The organism is Bradyrhizobium ontarionense, assembly GCF_021088345.1.
In the GTDB taxonomy this organism is placed as follows: domain Bacteria; phylum Pseudomonadota; class Alphaproteobacteria; order Rhizobiales; family Xanthobacteraceae; genus Bradyrhizobium; species Bradyrhizobium ontarionense.
Genome location: NZ_CP088156.1, coordinates 2,384,849 through 2,404,627 on the forward strand (window position 1 = coordinate 2,384,849; position 19,779 = coordinate 2,404,627).

Below are 19,779 nucleotides of genomic sequence, written 5' to 3' on the forward strand. Positions count from 1 at the left end.
CCCGGTGACTTTCGTTCGCAAGTATCACCCGAACCGAGTGCCCGCGTCGTCTTCCGATTCTCCAAGCAATATGGGCAAATGACTGGCAAAATGACAAGAAGGTGAGGACTTCTTCTTGGGAAGTCTGTCCACACCCAAGTACTGTGTACCGTATACCAGCCCTATTCAACCCTGACGCGTGTCAGGCCCGCCTTCCAGATGCGTGCGCAGCTGGTCGATCGATGCGAAACGCATCATTCCCTCGGGCATCTGCGCCTCGATCGAGCCGTCCGAGTAGAGCGAATACGCCATCCCATCGACGACGCCGGACTTGATGATGCTCGCGGCGGGCGCGTCTGGCACCGGTTCTTCGGCAGCGGGTGCCGGTTCCGGCTCGACGAAGGTGGGCGCGGCGCGCGCGAACCGGCGGGGAAAAGGCGGCCGCGACGGATCCGGCGTGCGGGCCCGCTCCGGGCGCGGCCAGCCATCCCCGAACCTTGGAGCAGACTCGGCGGCTGCCGGTTCGTCGAGCGGAACGGGCGGTGGCTCGCTCAGGGGCGGCGACCGGAAATCGGGGACCGGCGCTTCGGCGCTGCGCTTGTCTGCCCGCTCCCGCTCTCTGCGAGATGTCGAGGCAAACAGCAGGTTGCGCTTGGGCCGGTCGGCCGGCTCTGCAGCCGGCTCATCCGCCGCTGGCTCCGGTTCGGCGTTGCGCAAAGTCGACGACAGAGGCGCAGACAGGTCCGGCATACGAGGGCGGCTGCGCGGCGATCCCCCTTCGCGCCAGAGGTCCTCGGACGGCGGCACCGGCGGCGGTTCCAGCTCGGCCCGATGACTGGCCGGCAATTGCAGCGGTCTGACGTCGGATTCGGTCCCGGCGCGCGGCCGCAACCGATGCGAGAGCATCTTCAGCTCGCCGAGAACGGCCGACAGCCCGAACAGGATGAGGCCGCTGCAGACACTGATGGTTCCCGACAGGATCATCGTGCTGCCGACGCTGAACTCCTTGAACGGAATTCCATAGGCAATCGCTCCGAGCCCGGCCAACACGGCAAGGGCCCCAGCGGCCAACATGGCACTCATCATCGAACCCATCCCCTAATGCATCGATTCCGGACGGCGCGCCGCCCGAAATCACATTAGATAGCTGCGGTTGCCCGCGTCCCCTTGGACGCGGATTCTAGTCGAAAGCCGCGACAAATTGCAGCAGAAGTTCGGCCAGGGGCTTCAGGCCCCCCAATCCGTCGCGGTAGTGGCGCCACGATACCGCCACATTACCTCCCGGCCAACCCTCGAAGCCCATTGAGGTTCCTTCGCGGTTCCCTCCTGCCAGCGCGGTTCAGCGCGCGTTCATATGGCTTTGCCATTATGGCGCGAAGCAGCCGAAAATCTGACCCATGTTGCGTTGCAATACAAGCTTGGGTTCATATTTCCAATTCCTGGAAAACCTGGACGCGCTATACGCAGGTCGGGGAAACAGGCCTGAAGCGCGGGAGCGGGGTCGTTAGGGGACGCCGGGTCATCATCAGCCATGTCATCGATAACCACTTCGGTCCTCGAGACGCCGACGCGGCGCTCACTCGAGCGGACTTGCGACGATCTTGCGATGTTCGTGCTCGCCGCGGTTGCCGTGGTCGCCGGACTGACCTTCCGTGATTATGGCCTCGGCTGGGACGACTACACCCACGCCGAATATGCCGATCTCTTGCTGCGCATGTACGGTTCCGGTTTCAGGGACACGGCGGCGCTCTCCTTTGCCAATCTGTATATGTACGGCGGCGGCTTCGACATGGTTGCAGCGCTGCTGCACAAGATTTTGCCGTTGGAATTGTTCGAGACGCGCCGGCTGGTCGGCGCCGTCATTGGTCTTGTCGGCCTGGGCGTAACCTGGCGCCTGGCGCGCCGCATCGGCGGCGCCGTGGCCGGCCTGTCGGCCCTGGTGCTGCTGGCGCTGTGCCCGATCTTCTACGGCCACATGTTCATGAACCCGAAGGATGCTCCGTTCGCGGTCGCCATGGTGGTGCTGCTGATGGGGCTCGTCCGGCTGGCCGATGAATATCCCTATCCCTCGCCGCGCACTATCCTGATCCTCGGGCTCGGCGCCGGCTTCGCGATCGGCTCGCGCATCCTGGGCGGCATGGCCGTGGTCTACGCCGTCGTGGGCTTCATGCCCTTGTTCATGGAGGAATACCGCACACAGGGCGCCCGCGAGGCGGTCCGCCGCTTTGCCCACGTGCTCTACGTGCTGATCCCCGGCCTGATCCTGGGCTATCTGGTCATGGGCCTGATCTGGCCCTGGTCGATCATCGAACCAGCCAATCCATTCCGGGCGCTGACCTATTTCTCGCATTTCTTCGAGAAGCCGTGGAAGGAGATGTTCGACGGGGCGCTGGTCTCGGTGCCTGACATGCCCTGGTCGTATCTGCCGACCCTGTTCGCGCTGCAGCTGCCCGAATTGATGATCGGGCTGTTCGTGGCCGGCGCCATCGCCTCGGTGATGTCGCTATCGCGGCCGGACGTGCCAGCCCGCCAGAAGAGCATCCTCCTGATGCTGACCCTGGCTGCGACGCTGCCGATCCTGATCGCGATCGTCAAACGTCCGGCGCTCTACAACGGCATCCGTCACTTCGTGTTCGTGATCCCGCCGATGGCGCTGCTCGGCGGCCTCGCCTTCGCCTGGCTGTTGTCCTGGCTCAACGCCGACGAGCGGCGCAGCTGGCAGCCGGTGGCGATCGCGGCCTTGTGTTTCGGCCTGCTGCTGCCGCTCGCGGAGATGATCCGGCTGCATCCCTATCAATACACCCACTTCAACTACATCGCCGGGACCGTGCGCGAAGCCGACACGCGCTTCATGCTGGATTATTGGGGGCTCGCGCTGAAGCAGGCCTCGGATGGCCTCAAGGAACAGCTCGACGAGCGCCAGGAAGTGCCGCCGATCGGGCACAAATGGAAGGTCGCCGTCTGCGGCCCGCAGCGACCGGCCCAGGTCGCGCTCGGCCCCGACTTCACGATCGGCTGGGACAGCCATGGTGCCGATTTCGCCATGACGCTCGGCGAGTTCTACTGCAAGGGACTGACCGCCCCCGTCATGGTCGAGATCAAGCGCGACGACGTCGTGTTCGCACGGGTGTACGACATCCGCGGCCGGAGCATTTCGAGCCTGCTGTCGATCCCGGCGCCCTAGCACCGGTACCCCGAAGTTCGTGCGCCATCCTGGCCGCACGAACTTCGGAAGACCGCGCTCAGAAGTGCGCGTCGATGTCGACCACGTCGATCAGCTTGTGATTGACGAATTCCTTCAGACCGAGCCCGATCAGTTCACGGCCATAGCCGGATCGCCGGATGCCGCCGAATGGCAGATCGGCCTCCACCTTGGTCGGATGGTTCACGAACACCATACCGGTCGAAATTCGCTTGGCGACCTCTGCGCCGTGGGCCGGATTCGCCGTGAACACCGATCCACCGAGACCGAACGGTGAATCATTGGCAATGCGCACCGCGTCGTCCTCGTCCTTGGCCCGGAACAGCATCGACACCGGACCGAAGAACTCCCAGTGGCGTGCCGGATTGTCCTCGCGAACATCCGTCAGGATTGTCGGCTGCACGAAGGCGCCGCGATTTGGCACTGACGGTCCCACCTCCTCGGCCTTTGCGCCGAGCTTGACGGCCTCGCGGATCTTGTCCTTCACCTCATCGGCAGCGCCCTGCGACGACAGCGGCGCCAGGGTCGTGTTCGGATCGAACGGGTCGCCCGCGACGAGACCGGCGACACCCTTGCGGTAACGGGTGAGAAATTCGTCATAGATGGGATCGATCAGGATCATGCGTTTCGACGAGACGCAGACCTGGCCGCCATTCCAGTGGCGCCCGAACACGGCCCATTTTGTGGTCTTCTCCAGATCGGCGTCCGGCAATACGACGAACGCGTCGGCGCCGCCAAGTTCCATCGTCGACTTCTTCAGCGCCTTGCCGGCTTGCGCCGCCACTACCGATCCCGCGCCCTCCGAGCCCGTCAGGGCAACCCCGTGAACCCTGTCGTCATTGAGAATGAGCTCGACCTGGGAGCGGGTGGCGTAGAGATTCCTGAAAGCGCCGCGCGGCAATCCGGCCTCTGCCATCAGCTTCTCGAAGGCCGCCGCAGATTGCGGGACGTTCGAGGCGTGCTTCAGGAGAAGCGTGTTGCCCGCCGACAGCTGCGGGGCCAGGATGCGCGCGATCTGATAGTAGGGGAAATTCCAAGGCTCGATCGCAAGCAGGACGCCGAGCGGCTCACAGACGAGAATGGCATCGCCTTCGGCAGGGTCGAGGACCGGAAGCTTCTCCGGCGCCAGCAACGCCTCGGCATGGCGCGTGTAATATTCGAGGATCTTCGCCGACAATTCGACTTCGGCTTTGGCCTCGCCGAACAGCTTGCCCATTTCCAAGGTCAGCAGTCGCGCATAGGCATCGCTGTCCCGGCGGAGGATGTCCGCAGCGTTCTGCAGGATCCGGCCGCGCTCGGCAAAGGACGTTCGCCGCCAGCCCAGAAACGCATCATGCGCGCTGGCGATCGCCGCGCGCACCTCGCCGTCGGTCGCGTCCGGAAAGGAAGCGAGGGTCTCGCCCGTATATGGATTGATGGTCTGGTAGGTCATTCGTCGTACTCCGTGGCGCCCTCTTGCCCGCTGCTCATCCCCCTGACGAGTTCCTGCGGAACGCTTCGGAGTCACGACCCGGGCATGTGCAAACCCAGGCTATGGTGCGCCTGCTTGTGCACATTGAGGGGAATCAAGGGATCCGCACGCGCCCTCACCGCGCCCGGGTCTACAGCCGCGACGGTCCTCGGCGGCAACGGAAGCAATCGCTGCCAAATGGCCGCAACGCGCGCATGGCCGCCTCCGCGCCATGCGCCTTGCCGGGCGCGCCCAGGCCGCCTAGGCTTCAATCAAGATTTCGAGATCGGAGAACGCCATGTCGCCCGCGGAAGCCCGCCTGAAGGAAGTGCCGTCGAACATGACGGAGGCCGAGTGGTCGCAGCGGGTCAACCTCGCGGCCGCCTATCGCCTGGTGGCGATGTTCGGCTGGGACGATCTGGTCGATACCCACATCTCGGCCCGCGTGCCCGGCCCCGAGCATCATTTCCTGATCAACCCTTACGGCCTGCTGTTCGAGGAGATCACCGCGTCGAGCCTGATCAAGGTCGACCTCTACGGCAACCAGCTGTCCGAGAGCGAGTACAGCATCAATCCGGCGGGCTTCACCATCCACTCCGCGATCCACGAGGTGCGCGAGGATGCCGGTTGCGTCATCCATCTGCACACGATCGATGGAGTTGCCGTCTCGAGCTGCGCCGATGGCCTGCTGCCGCTGAACCAGATCGCGCAATACGTCACCCACGACCTCGCCTATCACGACTACGAAGGCGTGGCGCTGGATCATGACGAACGGCCGCGGCTGCAGCACGACCTCGGCACCAAGAACCACATGCTCTTGCGCAATCACGGCACGCTGACCGTGGGACGCTCGGTCGCCTCCGCGTTCGAGCGCATGTATCACCTGGAGCGCGCCTGCTCGATCCAGGTCCGCACGCGAACGCTCGGACCCTCAGCCTACCCGGTCCGCGACGAGGTCGTCGACAAGAACGCGAAGCTGTTCGACAACCAGGATCGCGTCGAGCTGCGCTCCAATCAGCTGGTCTGGCCGCCGCTCCTGCGCAAGCTCGACCGCGTCAATCCCGGCTACCGGAATTGATTTCCGCGCGTTGATCGGCTAACAAGAGCCATCACCCTCTACGCTTTTTGGAATGAAACGCCGCCCAATTCCGGGCGGCGTTTCTTATTGCTCAGATGCGGTGGTGCCCCTCAGCTGTGCCCTGTGCGGGCGAAGTCCGGCCTATCTTGCAGTTGCTGCAGCTCCTCCGCCAGCCGGCGCTCGACGAAGCGCCGCTCATGGTCGGCAAGCCGAGTGGCGAGCAGCTTGCGATAACGCCGCACATTGGCTTCCCGCGAAAATCGCAAGCGTGCGGCGGGCCGCAGCCGCACGGCAGCCGCGCCGCGAGCGGCGTCCGATGCGCCACCATCAGCCTCCACCACGACGCGGGGAACGACGCGCATGGCGGCCCCGCCTCGCGGACGTGGCGGTTGATCCTCGCGGTCCAGGCGCCGCAGCGCACCGAGTATGTCGGCCAGATGCAGCGGCCGTGCGATCCCGGGGATCTTCCGCAGATGCGGCTGGGACTCGACCGCGTACATGTCCGAGGCCCAGGACGAGACAATCAACCGCTTCTCGGCGGCGGAAAGCCTGGTGTCATTCAGCACGTCGGCCGGGCATGCATAGTGCGCGACGGGGTGAAAAGCGGTGCTGCCGGCCGCAATCGAAAAACTGCGCTCGCTCATGTCGTCTCTCCTCCTAACGCTCCTTTCAAACACAGACGGATGATCGGACCGCGCGGACGACGGCGTCCGCGCAGCCCCATGAGCAGGTTCAGGCGGCCTTCTGCTGTGCGATCTGCTCGACCGGCACTGTGCCGATCGCGATGCGGCGCGGCCTCATGGCTTCCGGAATCTCCCGGACCAGCTCGATGCGCAGCAGGCCGTTGTCGAACGACGCGCTGGTCACCTGCACGTAGTCGGCGAGATTGAACTGCCGCTTGAAGGGCCGTGACGAGATGCCCTGGTAGAGATACTCGCGGCTTTCTTGATCGCTCTTGCGGCCCTCCACCGTGAGCACGCCGTGCTCCGCGGTGACGGCCAATTCGTCCGGCGCGAACCCGGCCAGCGCCAGCGAGATCCGGTAGCGGTCATCGCCGAGCCGCTCGATGTCATAAGGGGGATAGTTGTCCTCGACCGCGCGCTGCGTCTCGTCGAGACGGTCGAACAGACGATCGAAGCCGATGGTCGAACGCCACAGCGGGGTGAAGTCGTACGTCCTCATAGCCAAGTCCTCCAAAGAGCAAGATGGATACGAAGGAGCGCCGGACCGATGCAGGACTTCCTGGCAGGACTTCCTGAGAACCAGACAACCGGTCAGCGCCCAGAGAGCAGCCGGGCCCGAGAGGCACCCGGCACCGCGGACAGCGGCAGCAAACGACTTAGAAAAACGGAAGCCGGTTTCAAGGACCTCTCGCAACTTTTTTTGCCACGCCCTGGCGGAGCATGCCGCGTCGTCAGGCGGCGGCCGCCGACAGCCGTTGCAGCCGCATGGTTGCCTCGCGCAACACGCTGACCAGCCGATCGCGCTCGCGATGGTCGAGATCGCCACGCGACAGAACGGCCTGACAATGCGCAACCACGCGTTGTTCGCTCTCGATGAGAAAACGCGTCAGGCGTCTGGGATCAGTCATTCCCATGACGGACGTCGGGTTGGGTGGTGGATGATCGTACTGCCAGGCAGGCATGATCGCCCCTGCGAACACGAGCTGCGCTGCGACCCGACTTCAGGCCAACGTCCGGGGTAGCGCGACAGCGCCCAACCGCACCTCCCGTCGACCGTCGGTTCGTCGAATCCCCGGCCCCATCGACAATTATGGCGGGTTATGGACGGACTGCGGTCGTAGACCTGTTTGATAGCTGTGCGATATGGCCGATCCACGGCCAGCCGCGGCAGCCAACTGCTTTTTCTTTGCCGGAGCTGGATTTCTCGTCAAACCGTAACGGCCGTTCGTGGTGCCATGACCGCCGAGATCGGCGGTCATGCCCGTCATCCGCGCAACGACGTTCTCGAACGTGCGCTTCAGCTTGGTCGATACGGCGCACGAGCACGCGGTCATGCCATGGACGGACATGCATGCACATCCTCCTATACGGATCAGCGATGTCATAAGACCCGGGTCGCATCAGGCTCCCGGGCGGAAAACGACCTAGGAAAGCCGAACTTTTCCTGCAAGAGGCTCGCGACGAATTTCTGGCACTCGGCGGGACACGACTGACAGGGCGGCCCTTGATCCGCGCGATCGCGTCTCCCAGCTCTCCCGTGGCCAGAAACCCTCGTAGCATGTCCTTGGAGACCATGATGCAGCTTCCGCGGTATCTCCCGCCCCTCCTGCTGGCGCCGGTCATTCTGCTCTGTGTGGTGACGGGTCCTGCCCTGGCCCAGATTCCCGACCTCAAGCTCGGCCGGGTGCCGACGCTGGCGCCGCTGGTGAAGGAGGTCACGCCGGCGGTCGTCAACATTTCGGTCGAGGGCAAGATCCGACAGGACAATCCACTCTATCAGAACCCGCGGTCCCGCGACTTCACCGACGTCCCCAAGCAGATCGAAAGGCAGATCAGCGCCACCGGTTCGGGCGTCATCGTCGATGCGCAGCGCGGCTATGTCATGACGGCCAACCACGTCGTCGAACATGCCGACGTGGCGCAGATCAGGACGAAGGACGGCCGCAAATTCGCCGCGCGCCTCGTCGGGCGTGATCCCGCAACCGATATCGCGCTGCTGCAGATCGACGATCCCACCGATCTCAAGGCCATCGCGCTCGGCAACAGCGACGCGCTGGAAGTGGGCGACTTCGTGATCGCCGTCGGCAATCCGTTCGGACTCGGCCAGACCGTCACCTCCGGCCTCGTCAGCGCGCTGGGACGTACGGGACTCGGCAAGCAGGGCTATGAGGACTTCATCCAGACCGACGCCGCCATCAATCCCGGCAATTCCGGCGGCGCGCTGATCAATTTGCGCGGCGAGCTGGTCGGGATCAACACGGCGATCATCTCGCCGGGCGGCGGCAATGTCGGCATCGGCTTTGCCGTGCCGATCAACATGGCGCGCCGGGTCATGGAGCAGCTGATGCAGAGCGGGCGCGTGGACCGCGGCCGCATCGGCGTCACTCTGCTCGACCTGGACTCGCCAGCCGACGGCCGTGTTCAGGGCGCGCGCGTCGCCGACGTCAGCGCCGGCTCGCCGGCCGAGCGCGCCGGCCTGCGCAGGGGCGACATCATCGTGAAGGCGAATGACATGCCCGTGCGCAGCGCGACCCAGGTGCGCAATCTGATCGGGCTGACGCCGGTCGGTCAGCGCGTCCGCCTCGTCTTCGAGCGCGACCGCGCGCTCGGCAACGCGACCGTCGAGGTTGCGCCCGTGCCTGATGAGAAGACGAGAGTGCGAACATCCGGCTGAGGCAAATTCAACCTTCAGTCGCCCGTTGAGCCAATACACCACGTGGAGTAAGGGTTTACCGCGCATCAAGCATGCAACGAGACGCCGATACCTCCCTAAAGACCTGTTAAGCGCCGCGCTGCTTAGTGCGCCCCCGTGGGAGGTATCGATATGCGGGGTGATGGGCTGGTCTTTAGTTTGCCGCGCTGGCGCGTGACGCGCTGGCTGGCAGACCCGGGATACCCGGTATCTTCAGACATTCGTCTCGCATTGATCGGCGAGCTCTACGGCTGCTGGTCCGTTTTCGCGGGCGGGGTCATCAACACGGTCGCCGTTGCCGCAGCGCTCGCGCTGCGCATCCAGACCGCCCCCTTCATCGCCTGGTTCGTGTTGGAAGTCGCGATCTGCCTGTCACGGCTCATCGTGATGATCATCGCCTATCGCCGTGCGCGGGAGCATCGCCCCACTCCGACGAATCTGCATGTCCTGCTGGCCGTCGCATGGAGTGCCAGCGTCGGATTCGGCGTCGGGGTCAGTCTGGCATCCGGTGACTGGGTCGCAGCTTCACTCGCCTGCATTTCCTCTGCCGCCATGGTCGGCGGAATCTGCTTCCGCAATTTCAGCGCGCCGCGCCTCGCCGGGGCGATGATCCTGTGCAGCGTCGGCCCCGTGATCCCCGGCGTCGCCATCTCGCATGAACCGCTGCTGTTCGTGATGTATGTGCAGATGCCGGTGTACTTCCTCGCGATGACGGGCGCGGCCTTCCGGCTGAACAAGATGCTGGTGACCGTCATGCATTCCAAACGCGAGAGCGATGAGCTGGCACGGCTCGATCCGCTCACCGGCTTGCTCAACCGCGCCGGCTTGATCGACGCGCTGCAAACCCGGCTCGAGGACAAAGACCGCGGACAGCGAAACTTCGCCGTCCTCTACCTCGATCTCGATGGTTTCAAGCCCGTCAATGACACCTTTGGCCATGCCGCAGGCGATGAGTTGCTGAAGATGGTGGGCGCGACACTGCGGGACGTGGTCGCTCCGACCGACATCATCGCCCGGATCGGAGGCGACGAGTTCGTCGTGCTCGCAAGCGGTCCGGCGACCGATCACGCGCTGGCGCTCGCCGAACGCGTGATCTCGGCGATCACGGCGCCGGTCGCGCTGCCGGGTGGCGCAAGCGTCCACATCGGCGTCAGCGCCGGCATTGCGGTCGCGCCCGATCACGGCTCCGAGCCGGAGGCGCTGCTGTTCGCAGCAGACGCCGCGCTCTACGAGGCCAAATCGAGCGGAAAATCGTGCTGGAGGCTGGCCTCCGCCGAGGCCAACCTCGCCGCCTTGCGCAAATTCAGCACCGGCAGCCTCAAGGCCACGGCCATCGGGGCCGCGGCCTGAGCCTGCCTCTCGAGCCGTCGGCCGCGCGCGACGACGATCAACGCGCGCGAACTCCGGACTTCGCCGTTAGCGCGGCATCTCCGCGAGCGCCGCGAGGATGCGCGCCCAGGAGCGGATGCCCTTGTGGTAGCTCTTCAGGTCGTACTTCTCATTCGGCGAGTGGATGTTGTCGTCGTCGAGACCGAAGCCGACCAGCAGCGAGTCGAGGCCGAGCGTCTTCTTGAAGTCGGTCACGATCGGGATCGAGGCGCCCGAGCCCATCAGGATGGTCTCCTTGCCCCACTCCTCGGTCAGCGCCCGCTTGGCGGCCGCCAGCGGCTTCATGGTCCAGTCGAGCGCGATCGCAGCGCCGGCCGAATGATCGCCGAACTCGACCGAGCAGTCGGCCGGAATCCGCGCCGACACATAGTCGCGGAACGCCTTGCGGATCTTGAGCGGGTCCTGGCCCTCGACCAGACGGAACGAAACCTTTGCATGCGCCAGCGAGGGAATCACGGTCTTCGAACCCTCGCCGATATAGCCGCCCCAGATGCCATTGATGTCACAGGTCGGCCGCGAGGAGATCTGCTCGATCAGCAGACGATCCTTCTCGCCGGCCGGGATCGACAGGCCGATCGGCTTGAGAAACGATTCCGCCGTCAGGTTGAGCTTCTTCCACTGCTCCAGAATGTCCGGCGGCAGATCCTTCACGCCATCATAGAAGCCTGGAATGGTAATGCGGCCGTCGGCATCGAACAGGCCGCCGAGCACTTCGGTCAGCACCCGGATCGGATTGCGCGCGCCGCCGCCGAACACGCCGGAATGCAGATCGCGATTAGCGGCCTTGATCTTCACCTCTTCATAGAGGAGCCCGCGCAGCGAGGTCGTGATCGCCGGCGTGTTCGGGTCCCACATCCCGGTGTCGCAGACCAGCGCGAAGTCGGCTTTGAACTCGTCCTTGTTGGCTTCGAGGAACGGCACGAAGTTCTTCGAGCCGACCTCCTCTTCGCCTTCGATCAGCACGGTGACATCGAGCGGCAGCGAACCGGTGACCTTTTTCCAGGCGCGGCAGGCCTCGACGAAGGTCATCAGCTGTCCCTTGTCGTCCTCGGCCCCGCGCGCCACGATGATCTTACGGCCGTCGGCATGATCGGTGACGACCGGCTCGAACGGCGGCCGATGCCAGAGATCGAGCGGATCGACCGGCTGCACGTCGTAATGGCCATAGAACAGAACATGCGGCTTGGCCGCTCCGTGGCCGTTGCTCTTGCCGACCACGGCAGGATGGCCGGCGGTCGGCCGCACCTCGGTCGCAAAGCCCACGGTCGCAAGATCCTTGGCGACATGGTCGGCCGCCGCCTTACAATCGCCCGCGAAAGCCGGATCGGCCGAGATCGACTTGATGCGGATCAGCGCAAACAGCCGTTCCAGGCTGTTGTCGAAATCGGCATCGATGTGGTCGAGAACGGATTGAAGCTGCGCATCGGCCATGGCCAGAGTATCCTTCGAGCTTTGACTGCTATTGGCTCGCTTGTAGCTCCGTTGCGCCGTCCGGGCCAGCGTTCTCACGCGGCACCGGATGCAGCAGATGCCAGGCCAGCGCAGCTGATATCACGACGGTGGCGGCGAGATTGTTGCCCCAGGCCTGGATGTCCTTGGGAAACGGCGGCAGCGCCAGCAACAGCAGGAGGCCGGCGAGCGCGAGCGCCAGCCACGTGCCCGTCCTCACGCGCGACCGCGGATCGTAGGCGGCCCGGTGGATCAGCACGGTGATCGGGAAGAACAGCCATATGAAGTAATATTGCCGCGCCAAGGGCGAGGCCACCGTCATGAGACAGAACAGGATGCCGAGTTCCTCGGCGTCCGAGCGTGGCGTTCGCTTCTTCTCGCGGGGCATCACAAGCACGAAGGCGAGCCCGAGCACGGCGCAGACCACGAGCACGACCATGTTTGCCGCGCCGAACGAAATATCGACCACGTTCATCGTGCGCGCGGGCCGGGACGGGTCGTCCTGGTTGTAGTTGACAGGCCGCGTCAGCCGATGGGTCATCGCGATGATCGACTGGTTGACCCACGACCAGTTCTGCTCATCACGCTGGCCAAACCCCTTCTCGGAGCTCGCGCCGACCATGCCGCGATACCAGGTCGTCAGCTCCGCGGCATTGTGCTGCAGGCCGCGCACCGGCGCCGGCACCACGAACAGGAACACCAGCGTGAACACGGTCATGCTTGCGGCCGCGGCCCATTGCCGGCGCCAGACCAGATAAGGCAGCACCGCGACGGGGAACACCTTGATCGCGGTGGCCAGCGCGAACATGGATCCGCCGAGCCAGGGTCGCGCCTGCTGCATGAGCCAGAATCCGTACAGCATCAGCGCGAGCAGCATCAGGTTCGGCTGCCCGAGATCGAACATGTCGAACACGAAACTGATCGTGACGAAGCCGGGCAGGAAATAGAGCCACTGGTTGGGCACCCTGCCCGATCCGGTCATCGCGTGCGAGAACTGCGCCGTTGTCCACCACGCCACGATGTTGAGCAGCGACAGGCACGCGTAGAGCGCGACCTTGCCGAACCAGGCGGGAATGGCGAGCAGCACGGCGGGCAGCGGCGGATAGATGAAGGCGAAATAATCGCCGAGTTGGCTCGGATAGAGATCCTTGCCTTGCAGCACCTGCTGCCCGGCCCAGTACCAGAGCGGATAGTCCTTGGTCTTGCCGCTGCCCCAGAGCTCCGGGACCAGCACGTCACCGGCCAGCAGGATGCAGCAGAGAAAGAACAGGAGGTCGACCGGCACCCGTGGCGAGGGCCATCTCAACACGCGCGATTTTTCGGACATCAGGACATCATGCCGGCAGCGAAGGAATTGAGGATCATCGCCGCAGCAATCCGCCCAGCGCACCACGCACCAAGGAGCGGCCGATCGAGCCGCCCAGCGATCCGCCGACCTGCTTGCCGAGATCAGCGGCGATGCCGCCCACGACCTTGTCCGTCACCGAGCGCGCGACGTTGCGTGCGATCACCTGCGTGGTCGACAATTGGCCGCGCCTGACGTTGGTGCCGAAGATCGTCGCCGCGATGTCGCCGATCTTGCCCAGCACGCCGCCGGACGAGGCTTCCGCCATCGCCGCAGTTCCGGCAATCCGCTTCTGCAGCAGCTCGTAGGCCGACTCGGCATCGATCTCGGTGTCGTATTTGCCCTTGAACGGGCTCGCATCCATGATCGCCTTGCGCTCGTCCGGCATGACCGGGCCGATCCGCGCCGATGGCGGCCGGATCAGGACGCGCTCCACCATCGCGGGCGTGCCGTTGCCTTCCAGGAACGACACCAGCGCCTCGCCCTTGCCGAGTTCCATGATCACCTTGGCGGTGTCGAGCTTCGGATTGGGACGGAACGTGTCGGCAGCCGCGGCCACGGCCTTCTGATCGCGCGGCGTGAAGGCGCGCAGCGCGTGCTGCACCCGGTTGCCCAATTGTCCGAGCACCCGATCCGGCACGTCGAGCGGGTTCTGCGTGACGAAATAGACGCCCACGCCCTTCGATCGGATCAGGCGCACCACCTGCTCGATCTTGTCCAGCAGCGCCTTCGGCGCGTCGTTGAACAGGAGATGCGCTTCATCGAAGAAGAACACCAGCTTGGGCTTGGCGAGATCGCCGACCTCGGGCAGTTCCTCGAACAGCTCGGACAGCATCCACAGCAGGAAGGTCGCGTAGAGTCGCGGATTTTGCAGCAGCTTGTCGGCGACGAGAATGTTGATCATGCCGCGGCCGTCGCGATCGGTCTTCATGAAGTCCGCCAGCGTCAGCGCAGGCTCGCCGAAAAATTTGGTGCCGCCCTGGTTCTCGAGCACCAGCAACTGGCGCTGGATCGTACCAACCGTCGCCCGCGTCACGTTGCCGAACGACTGTGCGGCTTTGCGGATCGGCGCAAGCGGATCCGCTTCCGCGTCCGCACCCTTCTTGCCGGATTCCGGAATGATGGCGTCGAGCAGCGCGCGCAGATCCTTCATGTCGATCAGGGCAAGACCATTCTCGTCGGCCACGCGAAACGCGACGTTGAGCACGCCTTCCTGGACGTCGTTCAGATCCAGCATCCGCGCGAGCAGCAGCGGTCCCATCTCGGTGACGGTCGCGCGCACCGGATGACCCTGCTCGCCGAACACATCCCAAAATACCGTCGAGAACTGATCGGGCTGATAGGTGAGGCCGAGATCGCTCGCACGCTTGACGATGAAGTCCTTTGCTTCGCCAATCTGCGAGATGCCGGACAGGTCACCCTTGATGTCGGATGCGAAGACCGGAACACCGGCCCGGGCAAAGCCTTCCGCCATCACCTGCAGCGAGACGGTCTTGCCGGTGCCAGTTGCTCCGGTGACGAGGCCGTGGCGGTTGGCAAACGCCAGCGTCAACCAGGCCGGCTGCTCGCCAGCACCCACGAAAATCTTATCGTCGGTATCGGCCAGTGATTTTCCGGATGATGCCATGATGGTCGGTCTTTCGAGAATGATCGTTTCGCATCGCACGAGGTGCACAGCATCTCGCGTGGTAACATATTTTAGTTTCGCAGTTTGGAACCAGTGTCCCCTGCCTCAGTTCTTCGCAGTGCGCTCGCTCTCCATACCACGTGACGCCGCGCAACACGCACGCTGATCCGTAGATTCAACATCTGGTCTTGCATCGCTGCAACAGTCCATTGTGGATCGCGAATCGATTCGCGGGCCGGACCTGCTCGTCGCTTGTAATTCACGGATCGTCCGATCAAGATGAATTCCAGCGAGGACATCCGGTCTTGGGGGACCGGATGACGACGGGGTTCACATGTGCGAGCTGATTGAGCCGCTGGCCAGCATGGCCGGCATCGATGGAGCCGTGGCTGAAAAGCCTCCAGAAAAACCTGCCGAAAAGCCCGCCAGCATTCTGCTTGCCAGTATTCTGCTTGACGTCCTTCGCAACAGCGGACAGCAGCACCAGTTGCAGCAGCCGTTCGCAACCCTGCCGGGCGTGCAGGCTGCAATGGCGGACATCGTCCGGCCGGTGAGTCCGGTCATCGACACGTGCGAGATCGAACCGCCCGCTCGTGAACTTTTCAAGTTCGGCCGCGACCAAACCGGAGCGGACCAGATTGATACGATCGTGGCAGGCACGCGGGGCCTGAGCCAGTTCGCCTGAAGCACCTTCGCGCGCCGAGTATCATGACATATCCGATCACCGAACTCGAAGGCATGACATCCTTCGATGCCTCCAAGCTGAAAGCGCTTGGCATCCGGACCACCGATGCGTTTCTCGAAGCCGCCCGCACCGTCAAGGGACGGAAGGCGCTCGCCGCAAAGACCGACATCAGCGAGCAGCAGCTGCTCGATTGGGCGAATGTCGCCGATTACATGCGCATTCCCGGCATGGGCAAGGCCAAGGTCGGCCTGGTTCGTGCAGCCGGCGTCACCACGGTGCGCGAGCTTGCACACCGCAATCCCGCCCGCCTGGCGCAGAACATCAAGGAAGTGAACACCAGGCGGAAGCTGGTGCGCATCCTGCCGTCGGAAAAGTCCGTCGGCCAGCTCATCGAAAAGGCGCGCCGGCTGGAACCGAAGATCAGCTACTGATCAGCCGATGTTCACCTGCGCGCGGCTTGTGCAGCGCGACATCTTGACTCGATCGTGGCAACCGCGCAAAGCGGCGCCATGAGCGTGACGTCGCCCTACCCCGCCAATGGCTCGCCGGCTGACCACCCGCTGTTGCGGACGTGGCTGGCCCGTCCATTTCCGGCGGTCATGGGCATCCTCAACGTCACCCCGGACTCTTTTTCCGATGGCGGCCGCTTCAATGCGCCCGAACAAGCCCTCGACCAGGCCCGACGCATGATCGCTGAAGGCGCCGACATCATCGACATCGGCGCCGAATCCACCCGGCCCTATAAAGGCGCGGAGCCAGTGACGGCCGCGGAGGAGTTGGCGCGCCTGCAACCCGTCCTGCCGGCGATCGTCACACTCGGTGTGCCCGTCTCCATCGACAGCATGAAATCCCAGGTTGTGAGCTACGCGCTGGAACACGGCGCACAGATCGCAAACGACGTCTGGGGCCTGCAGCGCGATCCTGCGATGGCCGACATCGTCGCCGCGCATGGCGCGCCGGTCGTGGTGATGCACAACCGCGCCGAGGTCGATCCGGAGATCGACATCATCGAGGACATGCTCGGCTTCTTCGCACGATCGCTCGACATCGCCGCCAAGGCCGGCATTCCCCAAGGCAACATCGTGCTCGATCCCGGCATCGGCTTCGGCAAGACCGCACAACAGAGCATGACGGCGCTGGCGCGGCTGGACGAATTCGCCCGGTTCGGATTGCCGCTGCTGGTGGGCGCCTCGCGCAAAAGGTTCATCAGCTCGGTGGTGGCGTCCGAGCCGCAGCAGCGGCTCGGCGGATCGATTGCGGCACATCTGATCGCGGCTCAGCGCGGGGCTGCGATCATCAGGGCGCATGACGTCGCCGAGACGGTTCAGGCCATGCGCGTATCTGCAGCGATCGAGGCACAGCGATGACGGACACGATTTTCATCAAGGGCGTCCTCATCCATGCGCGCCACGGCGTGATGGAGCACGAGAACGAGGTCGGGCAGCGCTTCGTCATCGATCTCGAACTTTACACGGACCTGTCGGACTCCTCCCGCAGCGACCGCCTGGCAGACACCGTGTCCTATTCCCACGTGGTGGAAACGGCGACCGCGGCGTTCAAGGATACCAACTACCGCCTGCTCGAGCGTGCCGCCGGGGCGGTGGCCGACGCGATCCTGTCGACCTTTGCGCGCATCCGTGCCGTCAAGGTCACGGTGCACAAGCCGCATGCGCCGATCGCTGCCATCTTCGAGGATGTCGGCATCGTGCTGACCCGCTCGCGCCATCCGTGACCGCGATGGCCAGCGCGCTCATTGCTCTCGGCGGCAATGTCGGCGACGTCAGGGCGACCTTTCAGAACGCCATTCCGGAGATATGCCGGCGTGCCGAAGCCACGCTTGTGGCGCGTTCCTGCGACTATGTCACCCCGCCCTGGGGCGAGGAGCAGCAGCCGCCCTTCATCAATGCCTGCATCGAGATAGCAACGGCGACGGCCCCGCGGCCGCTGCTCGGCATTCTGCACGAGGTCGAGCGCATGTTCGGCCGCAATCGTGCGCAGGAGACGCGGTGGGGCCCGCGGACGCTCGACCTCGACCTGATCGCCTATGACGACGTGATCGTCGACACGCCCGATCTCACTCTGCCGCATCCGCGCCTGTTCGAACGCGGCTTCGTGCTGGTACCGCTCGCCGAAATCGCCCCGGCGCGCCGGATCGCCGGACGCCGCGTCGACGAGGCCGCGACGCGCGTTTCGCGCGACGGAATCCGGCCGCTGCCCTCCCCCGAATAGCTAAGACCCGTGGCCAAACAACCGTTTGGCTTGGCGGTCGCGACGTGGCATTTTGCGCCCCAACAACCTGCGAGAACAGACGCCCCCGGGAGACGCGAGCCGCATGACGACCGACACCGAACAGCTGCGATTGGGCGCCGATTTTGCTCCGGCCAGCGAGGCGGACTGGCGCAAGCTGGTCGACGGCGTGCTGAAGGGCGCGGCTTTCGAGAAGCTGGTCGGCAAGACCTATGACGGGCTGAAGATCCAGCCGATCTACACGCGCGCCAAAAATGCTGCGCCGATCGCCGGCCGCGCCCCTGCTGCGGCCTGGCAGGTCATGCAGCGCGTCGATCATCCCGATCCGGCCCAAGCCAACACGCAGGCGCTGCGCGATCTCGAGAACGGCGCGACCGGGTTGACGCTCGTGTTCGCCGGCGCCAATTCCGCACATGGCTTCGGCCTCACTCCGAGCGCAGACGCAGTGGCGCGCGCCCTCGACGGCGTGCATCTCGACGCTGCGATTGCGATCGAATTGCAGCTCGGAGAGGCGTCGCTGTCGGCCGCCTCGCTGCTCGCCGACTACGTCAAGCAGCGCGGCTTCAAGCCTGCAGCCTGCGACATCCGGTTCGGGCTCGATCCGATCGGCGATGCGGCCAGCCGCGGCGCGAGCGCGCATGACGCGTCGACGCTCGGCGGCAACTCGGGCTCGCTGGTCAAGCAGCTGCATGACGCCGGCTTCAACGGCCCCTTCCTCGCTGCGGACGGCCGCGTCGTGCACGACGCCGGCGGATCGGAGGCGCAGGAGCTCGCCTTCGTGCTCGCATCCGGCGTCGCCTATCTGCGCACGCTGGAAGCCGGCGGCGTTGCGCTCGAGACCGCGCGCGAGCTGATCTCAGCGCGGCTCGCCGCCGACACTGATCAGTTCCTGACCCTGGCGAAATTCCGCAGCCTGCGGCGGCTGTGGGCGCGCATCGAGGAGGCCTGTGGGCTGGCACCAAAGCCCCTCTTCGTCTCCGGCGAGACGGCGTGGCGGATGCTCACCCGGCGCGATCCGTATGTGAACATGCTGCGCGCCACCATCGCGACGTTCGCGGCCGGCCTCGGCGGCGCCAATGCAGTGACCGTTCTCCCGCACACCGCGGCGCTCGGTCTGCCCGATGCGTTCGCGCGCCGCGTCGCGCGTAACACGCAGCTGGTCCTGCTCGAAGAGAGCAACCTCGCCCGGGTTGCCGATCCCGCCGCCGGCGCTGGCGGCATCGAGGCGCTGACCAACGAATTGTGCACGACGGCCTGGGCGCTATTCCAGGAGATCGAAAAGGCCGGCGGCATTGTCGCCGCCCTGCAATCCGGGATGATCCAGGCCAAGATCGCCGCGATCCGCGAGACGCGCGCGGCCGACATCGCCAAGCGGCGGGATGTGCTGACCGGCGCCAGCGAGTTCCCCAATCTCGGCGAGGCCGAGGTGGCGGTCGAAGCCGTTGCGCCGGTGGCCCTGCCGCCGCCTGCGAAACCCGCGCTGACCTTCGCGACGCTGACGCCCGTCCGGCTTGCGGAAGGGTTCGAGCGGCTGCGCGACCGCTCGGACAGCCTGCTCAAGAGCAAAGGCCAGCGGCCGTCCGTCTTCCTCGCCAATCTCGGCACCGCCGCCGACTTCACCGCGCGCGCGACCTTCGCGCGCAGCTTCTTCGAGACCGGCGGCATTGCGGCGATCGATGGCGAAGGTACGTCCGATCCGGCCGCCCTCGCGGCCGTCTACCGCGCCTCGGGTGCCCCAATCGTCTGTCTCTGCTCGTCCGACAAGGTCTATGCCGAGGCGGCGGCTGCGGCGGCCAAGGCCCTTCAGAAGGCGGGCGCGCGACATATCTATGTCGCAGGCCGCGGCGGCGAGCAGGAGGCCGCGCTGCGCGAGGCGGGCGTCAATGCCTTCGTCTTCGCCGGCGGCGACGCGCTGAAGGCGCTCGAGGACGCCTATACGCATCTGGAGTGAGC

19 protein-coding genes are annotated in these 19,779 nt (G+C 65.0%); 10 read left to right on the forward strand and 9 right to left on the reverse strand.

Annotation, left to right across the window (positions count from 1 at the left end):
• Positions 1–165: 165 nt before the first annotated feature.
• Positions 166–1,065: a hypothetical protein gene (locus tag LQG66_RS10875; RefSeq protein WP_231327744.1), complete on the reverse strand. Its 900-nt coding sequence runs from the start codon at positions 1,063–1,065 to the stop codon at positions 166–168.
• A 445-nt stretch (positions 1,066–1,510) separates the two neighbouring features.
• Here LQG66_RS10875 and LQG66_RS10880 point away from each other — a divergent pair, with 445 nt between their 5' ends.
• Positions 1,511–3,163 carry an ArnT family glycosyltransferase gene (locus tag LQG66_RS10880; protein WP_231326221.1) on the forward strand — a complete coding sequence of 551 codons (1,653 nt, stop codon included), beginning with the start codon at positions 1,511–1,513 and terminating at the stop codon, positions 3,161–3,163.
• 58 nt (positions 3,164–3,221) lie between these two features.
• Here the strand turns inward: LQG66_RS10880 and LQG66_RS10885 are convergent, their stop codons facing one another.
• Complete coding sequence (locus LQG66_RS10885; RefSeq protein WP_231326222.1) at positions 3,222–4,613, reverse strand: NAD-dependent succinate-semialdehyde dehydrogenase; 1,392 nt, start codon at positions 4,611–4,613, stop codon at positions 3,222–3,224.
• A 316-nt stretch (positions 4,614–4,929) separates the two neighbouring features.
• Here LQG66_RS10885 and LQG66_RS10890 point away from each other — a divergent pair, with 316 nt between their 5' ends.
• Positions 4,930–5,709, forward strand: coding sequence for a class II aldolase/adducin family protein (locus LQG66_RS10890; protein WP_231326223.1), 780 nt, complete (start codon positions 4,930–4,932; stop codon positions 5,707–5,709).
• Positions 5,710–5,819: 110 nt separating this feature from the next.
• On the opposite strand, the gene LQG66_RS10895 is transcribed toward LQG66_RS10890, so the two are convergent.
• From LQG66_RS10895 to LQG66_RS10910, 4 genes are all read right to left on the reverse strand, one after another.
• Entirely contained in the window at positions 5,820–6,353 is a 534-nt protein-coding gene (locus LQG66_RS10895) for a hypothetical protein (protein WP_231326224.1), read from the reverse strand.
• Between the two features lie 88 nt (positions 6,354–6,441).
• Complete coding sequence (locus LQG66_RS10900) at positions 6,442–6,891, reverse strand: Hsp20 family protein (RefSeq protein ID WP_231326225.1); 450 nt, start codon at positions 6,889–6,891, stop codon at positions 6,442–6,444.
• 232 nt (positions 6,892–7,123) lie between these two features.
• Positions 7,124–7,300 (reverse strand): hypothetical protein, encoded by a 177-nt coding sequence (locus LQG66_RS10905; RefSeq protein ID WP_231326226.1) that lies wholly within the window; start codon positions 7,298–7,300, stop codon positions 7,124–7,126.
• 180 nt (positions 7,301–7,480) lie between these two features.
• Positions 7,481–7,741, reverse strand: coding sequence for a hypothetical protein (locus LQG66_RS10910; RefSeq protein ID WP_231326227.1), 261 nt, complete (start codon positions 7,739–7,741; stop codon positions 7,481–7,483).
• A gap of 227 nt (positions 7,742–7,968) precedes the next feature.
• Here LQG66_RS10910 and LQG66_RS10915 point away from each other — a divergent pair, with 227 nt between their 5' ends.
• Together LQG66_RS10915 and LQG66_RS10920 are read left to right on the forward strand one after the other, a co-directional pair.
• Positions 7,969–9,066, forward strand: a complete 1,098-nt coding sequence (locus LQG66_RS10915) for a trypsin-like peptidase domain-containing protein (protein WP_231326228.1) — start codon at positions 7,969–7,971, stop codon at positions 9,064–9,066.
• Positions 9,067–9,216: 150 nt separating this feature from the next.
• Entirely contained in the window at positions 9,217–10,434 is a 1,218-nt protein-coding gene (locus tag LQG66_RS10920; protein ID WP_231326229.1) for a GGDEF domain-containing protein, read from the forward strand.
• A gap of 66 nt (positions 10,435–10,500) precedes the next feature.
• On the opposite strand, the gene LQG66_RS10925 is transcribed toward LQG66_RS10920, so the two are convergent.
• The 3 genes from LQG66_RS10925 to LQG66_RS10935 are packed head-to-tail and all read right to left on the reverse strand — an operon-like array spanning position 10,501 to position 14,894.
• Entirely contained in the window at positions 10,501–11,904 is a 1,404-nt protein-coding gene (locus LQG66_RS10925) for a M20/M25/M40 family metallo-hydrolase (protein ID WP_231326230.1), read from the reverse strand.
• Between the two features lie 28 nt (positions 11,905–11,932).
• The gene (locus tag LQG66_RS10930; protein WP_231326231.1) at positions 11,933–13,249 is read right to left on the reverse strand and encodes a glycosyltransferase family 87 protein; all 1,317 of its coding nucleotides are present in this window, start codon (positions 13,247–13,249) and stop codon (positions 11,933–11,935) included.
• Between the two features lie 34 nt (positions 13,250–13,283).
• Positions 13,284–14,894 (reverse strand): helicase HerA-like domain-containing protein, encoded by a 1,611-nt coding sequence (locus tag LQG66_RS10935; protein ID WP_231326232.1) that lies wholly within the window; start codon positions 14,892–14,894, stop codon positions 13,284–13,286.
• Positions 14,895–15,228: 334 nt separating this feature from the next.
• Between LQG66_RS10935 and LQG66_RS10940 the strand changes: the two genes are divergently transcribed.
• The 6 genes from LQG66_RS10940 (at position 15,229) to LQG66_RS10965 (ending at position 19,777) form a co-directional block, all read left to right on the forward strand.
• Positions 15,229–15,579, forward strand: coding sequence for a hypothetical protein (locus LQG66_RS10940; protein WP_231326233.1), 351 nt, complete (start codon positions 15,229–15,231; stop codon positions 15,577–15,579).
• Positions 15,580–15,602: 23 nt separating this feature from the next.
• Positions 15,603–16,010: a DUF4332 domain-containing protein gene (locus tag LQG66_RS10945; protein WP_231326234.1), complete on the forward strand. Its 408-nt coding sequence runs from the start codon at positions 15,603–15,605 to the stop codon at positions 16,008–16,010.
• A 78-nt stretch (positions 16,011–16,088) separates the two neighbouring features.
• Positions 16,089–16,946: a dihydropteroate synthase gene (gene folP, locus LQG66_RS10950; RefSeq protein WP_231326235.1), complete on the forward strand. Its 858-nt coding sequence runs from the start codon at positions 16,089–16,091 to the stop codon at positions 16,944–16,946.
• Positions 16,943–17,311 (forward strand): dihydroneopterin aldolase, encoded by a 369-nt coding sequence (folB, locus tag LQG66_RS10955; RefSeq protein WP_231326236.1) that lies wholly within the window; start codon positions 16,943–16,945, stop codon positions 17,309–17,311. Before folP ends, folB begins: the two co-directional genes overlap by 4 nt.
• Before the next feature lie 5 nt (positions 17,312–17,316).
• Complete coding sequence (gene folK, locus LQG66_RS10960) at positions 17,317–17,808, forward strand: 2-amino-4-hydroxy-6-hydroxymethyldihydropteridine diphosphokinase (protein WP_231326237.1); 492 nt, start codon at positions 17,317–17,319, stop codon at positions 17,806–17,808.
• Positions 17,809–17,911: 103 nt separating this feature from the next.
• Positions 17,912–19,777, forward strand: a complete 1,866-nt coding sequence (locus LQG66_RS10965) for a methylmalonyl-CoA mutase subunit beta (RefSeq protein ID WP_231326238.1) — start codon at positions 17,912–17,914, stop codon at positions 19,775–19,777.
• Positions 19,778–19,779 lie beyond the last annotated feature (2 nt).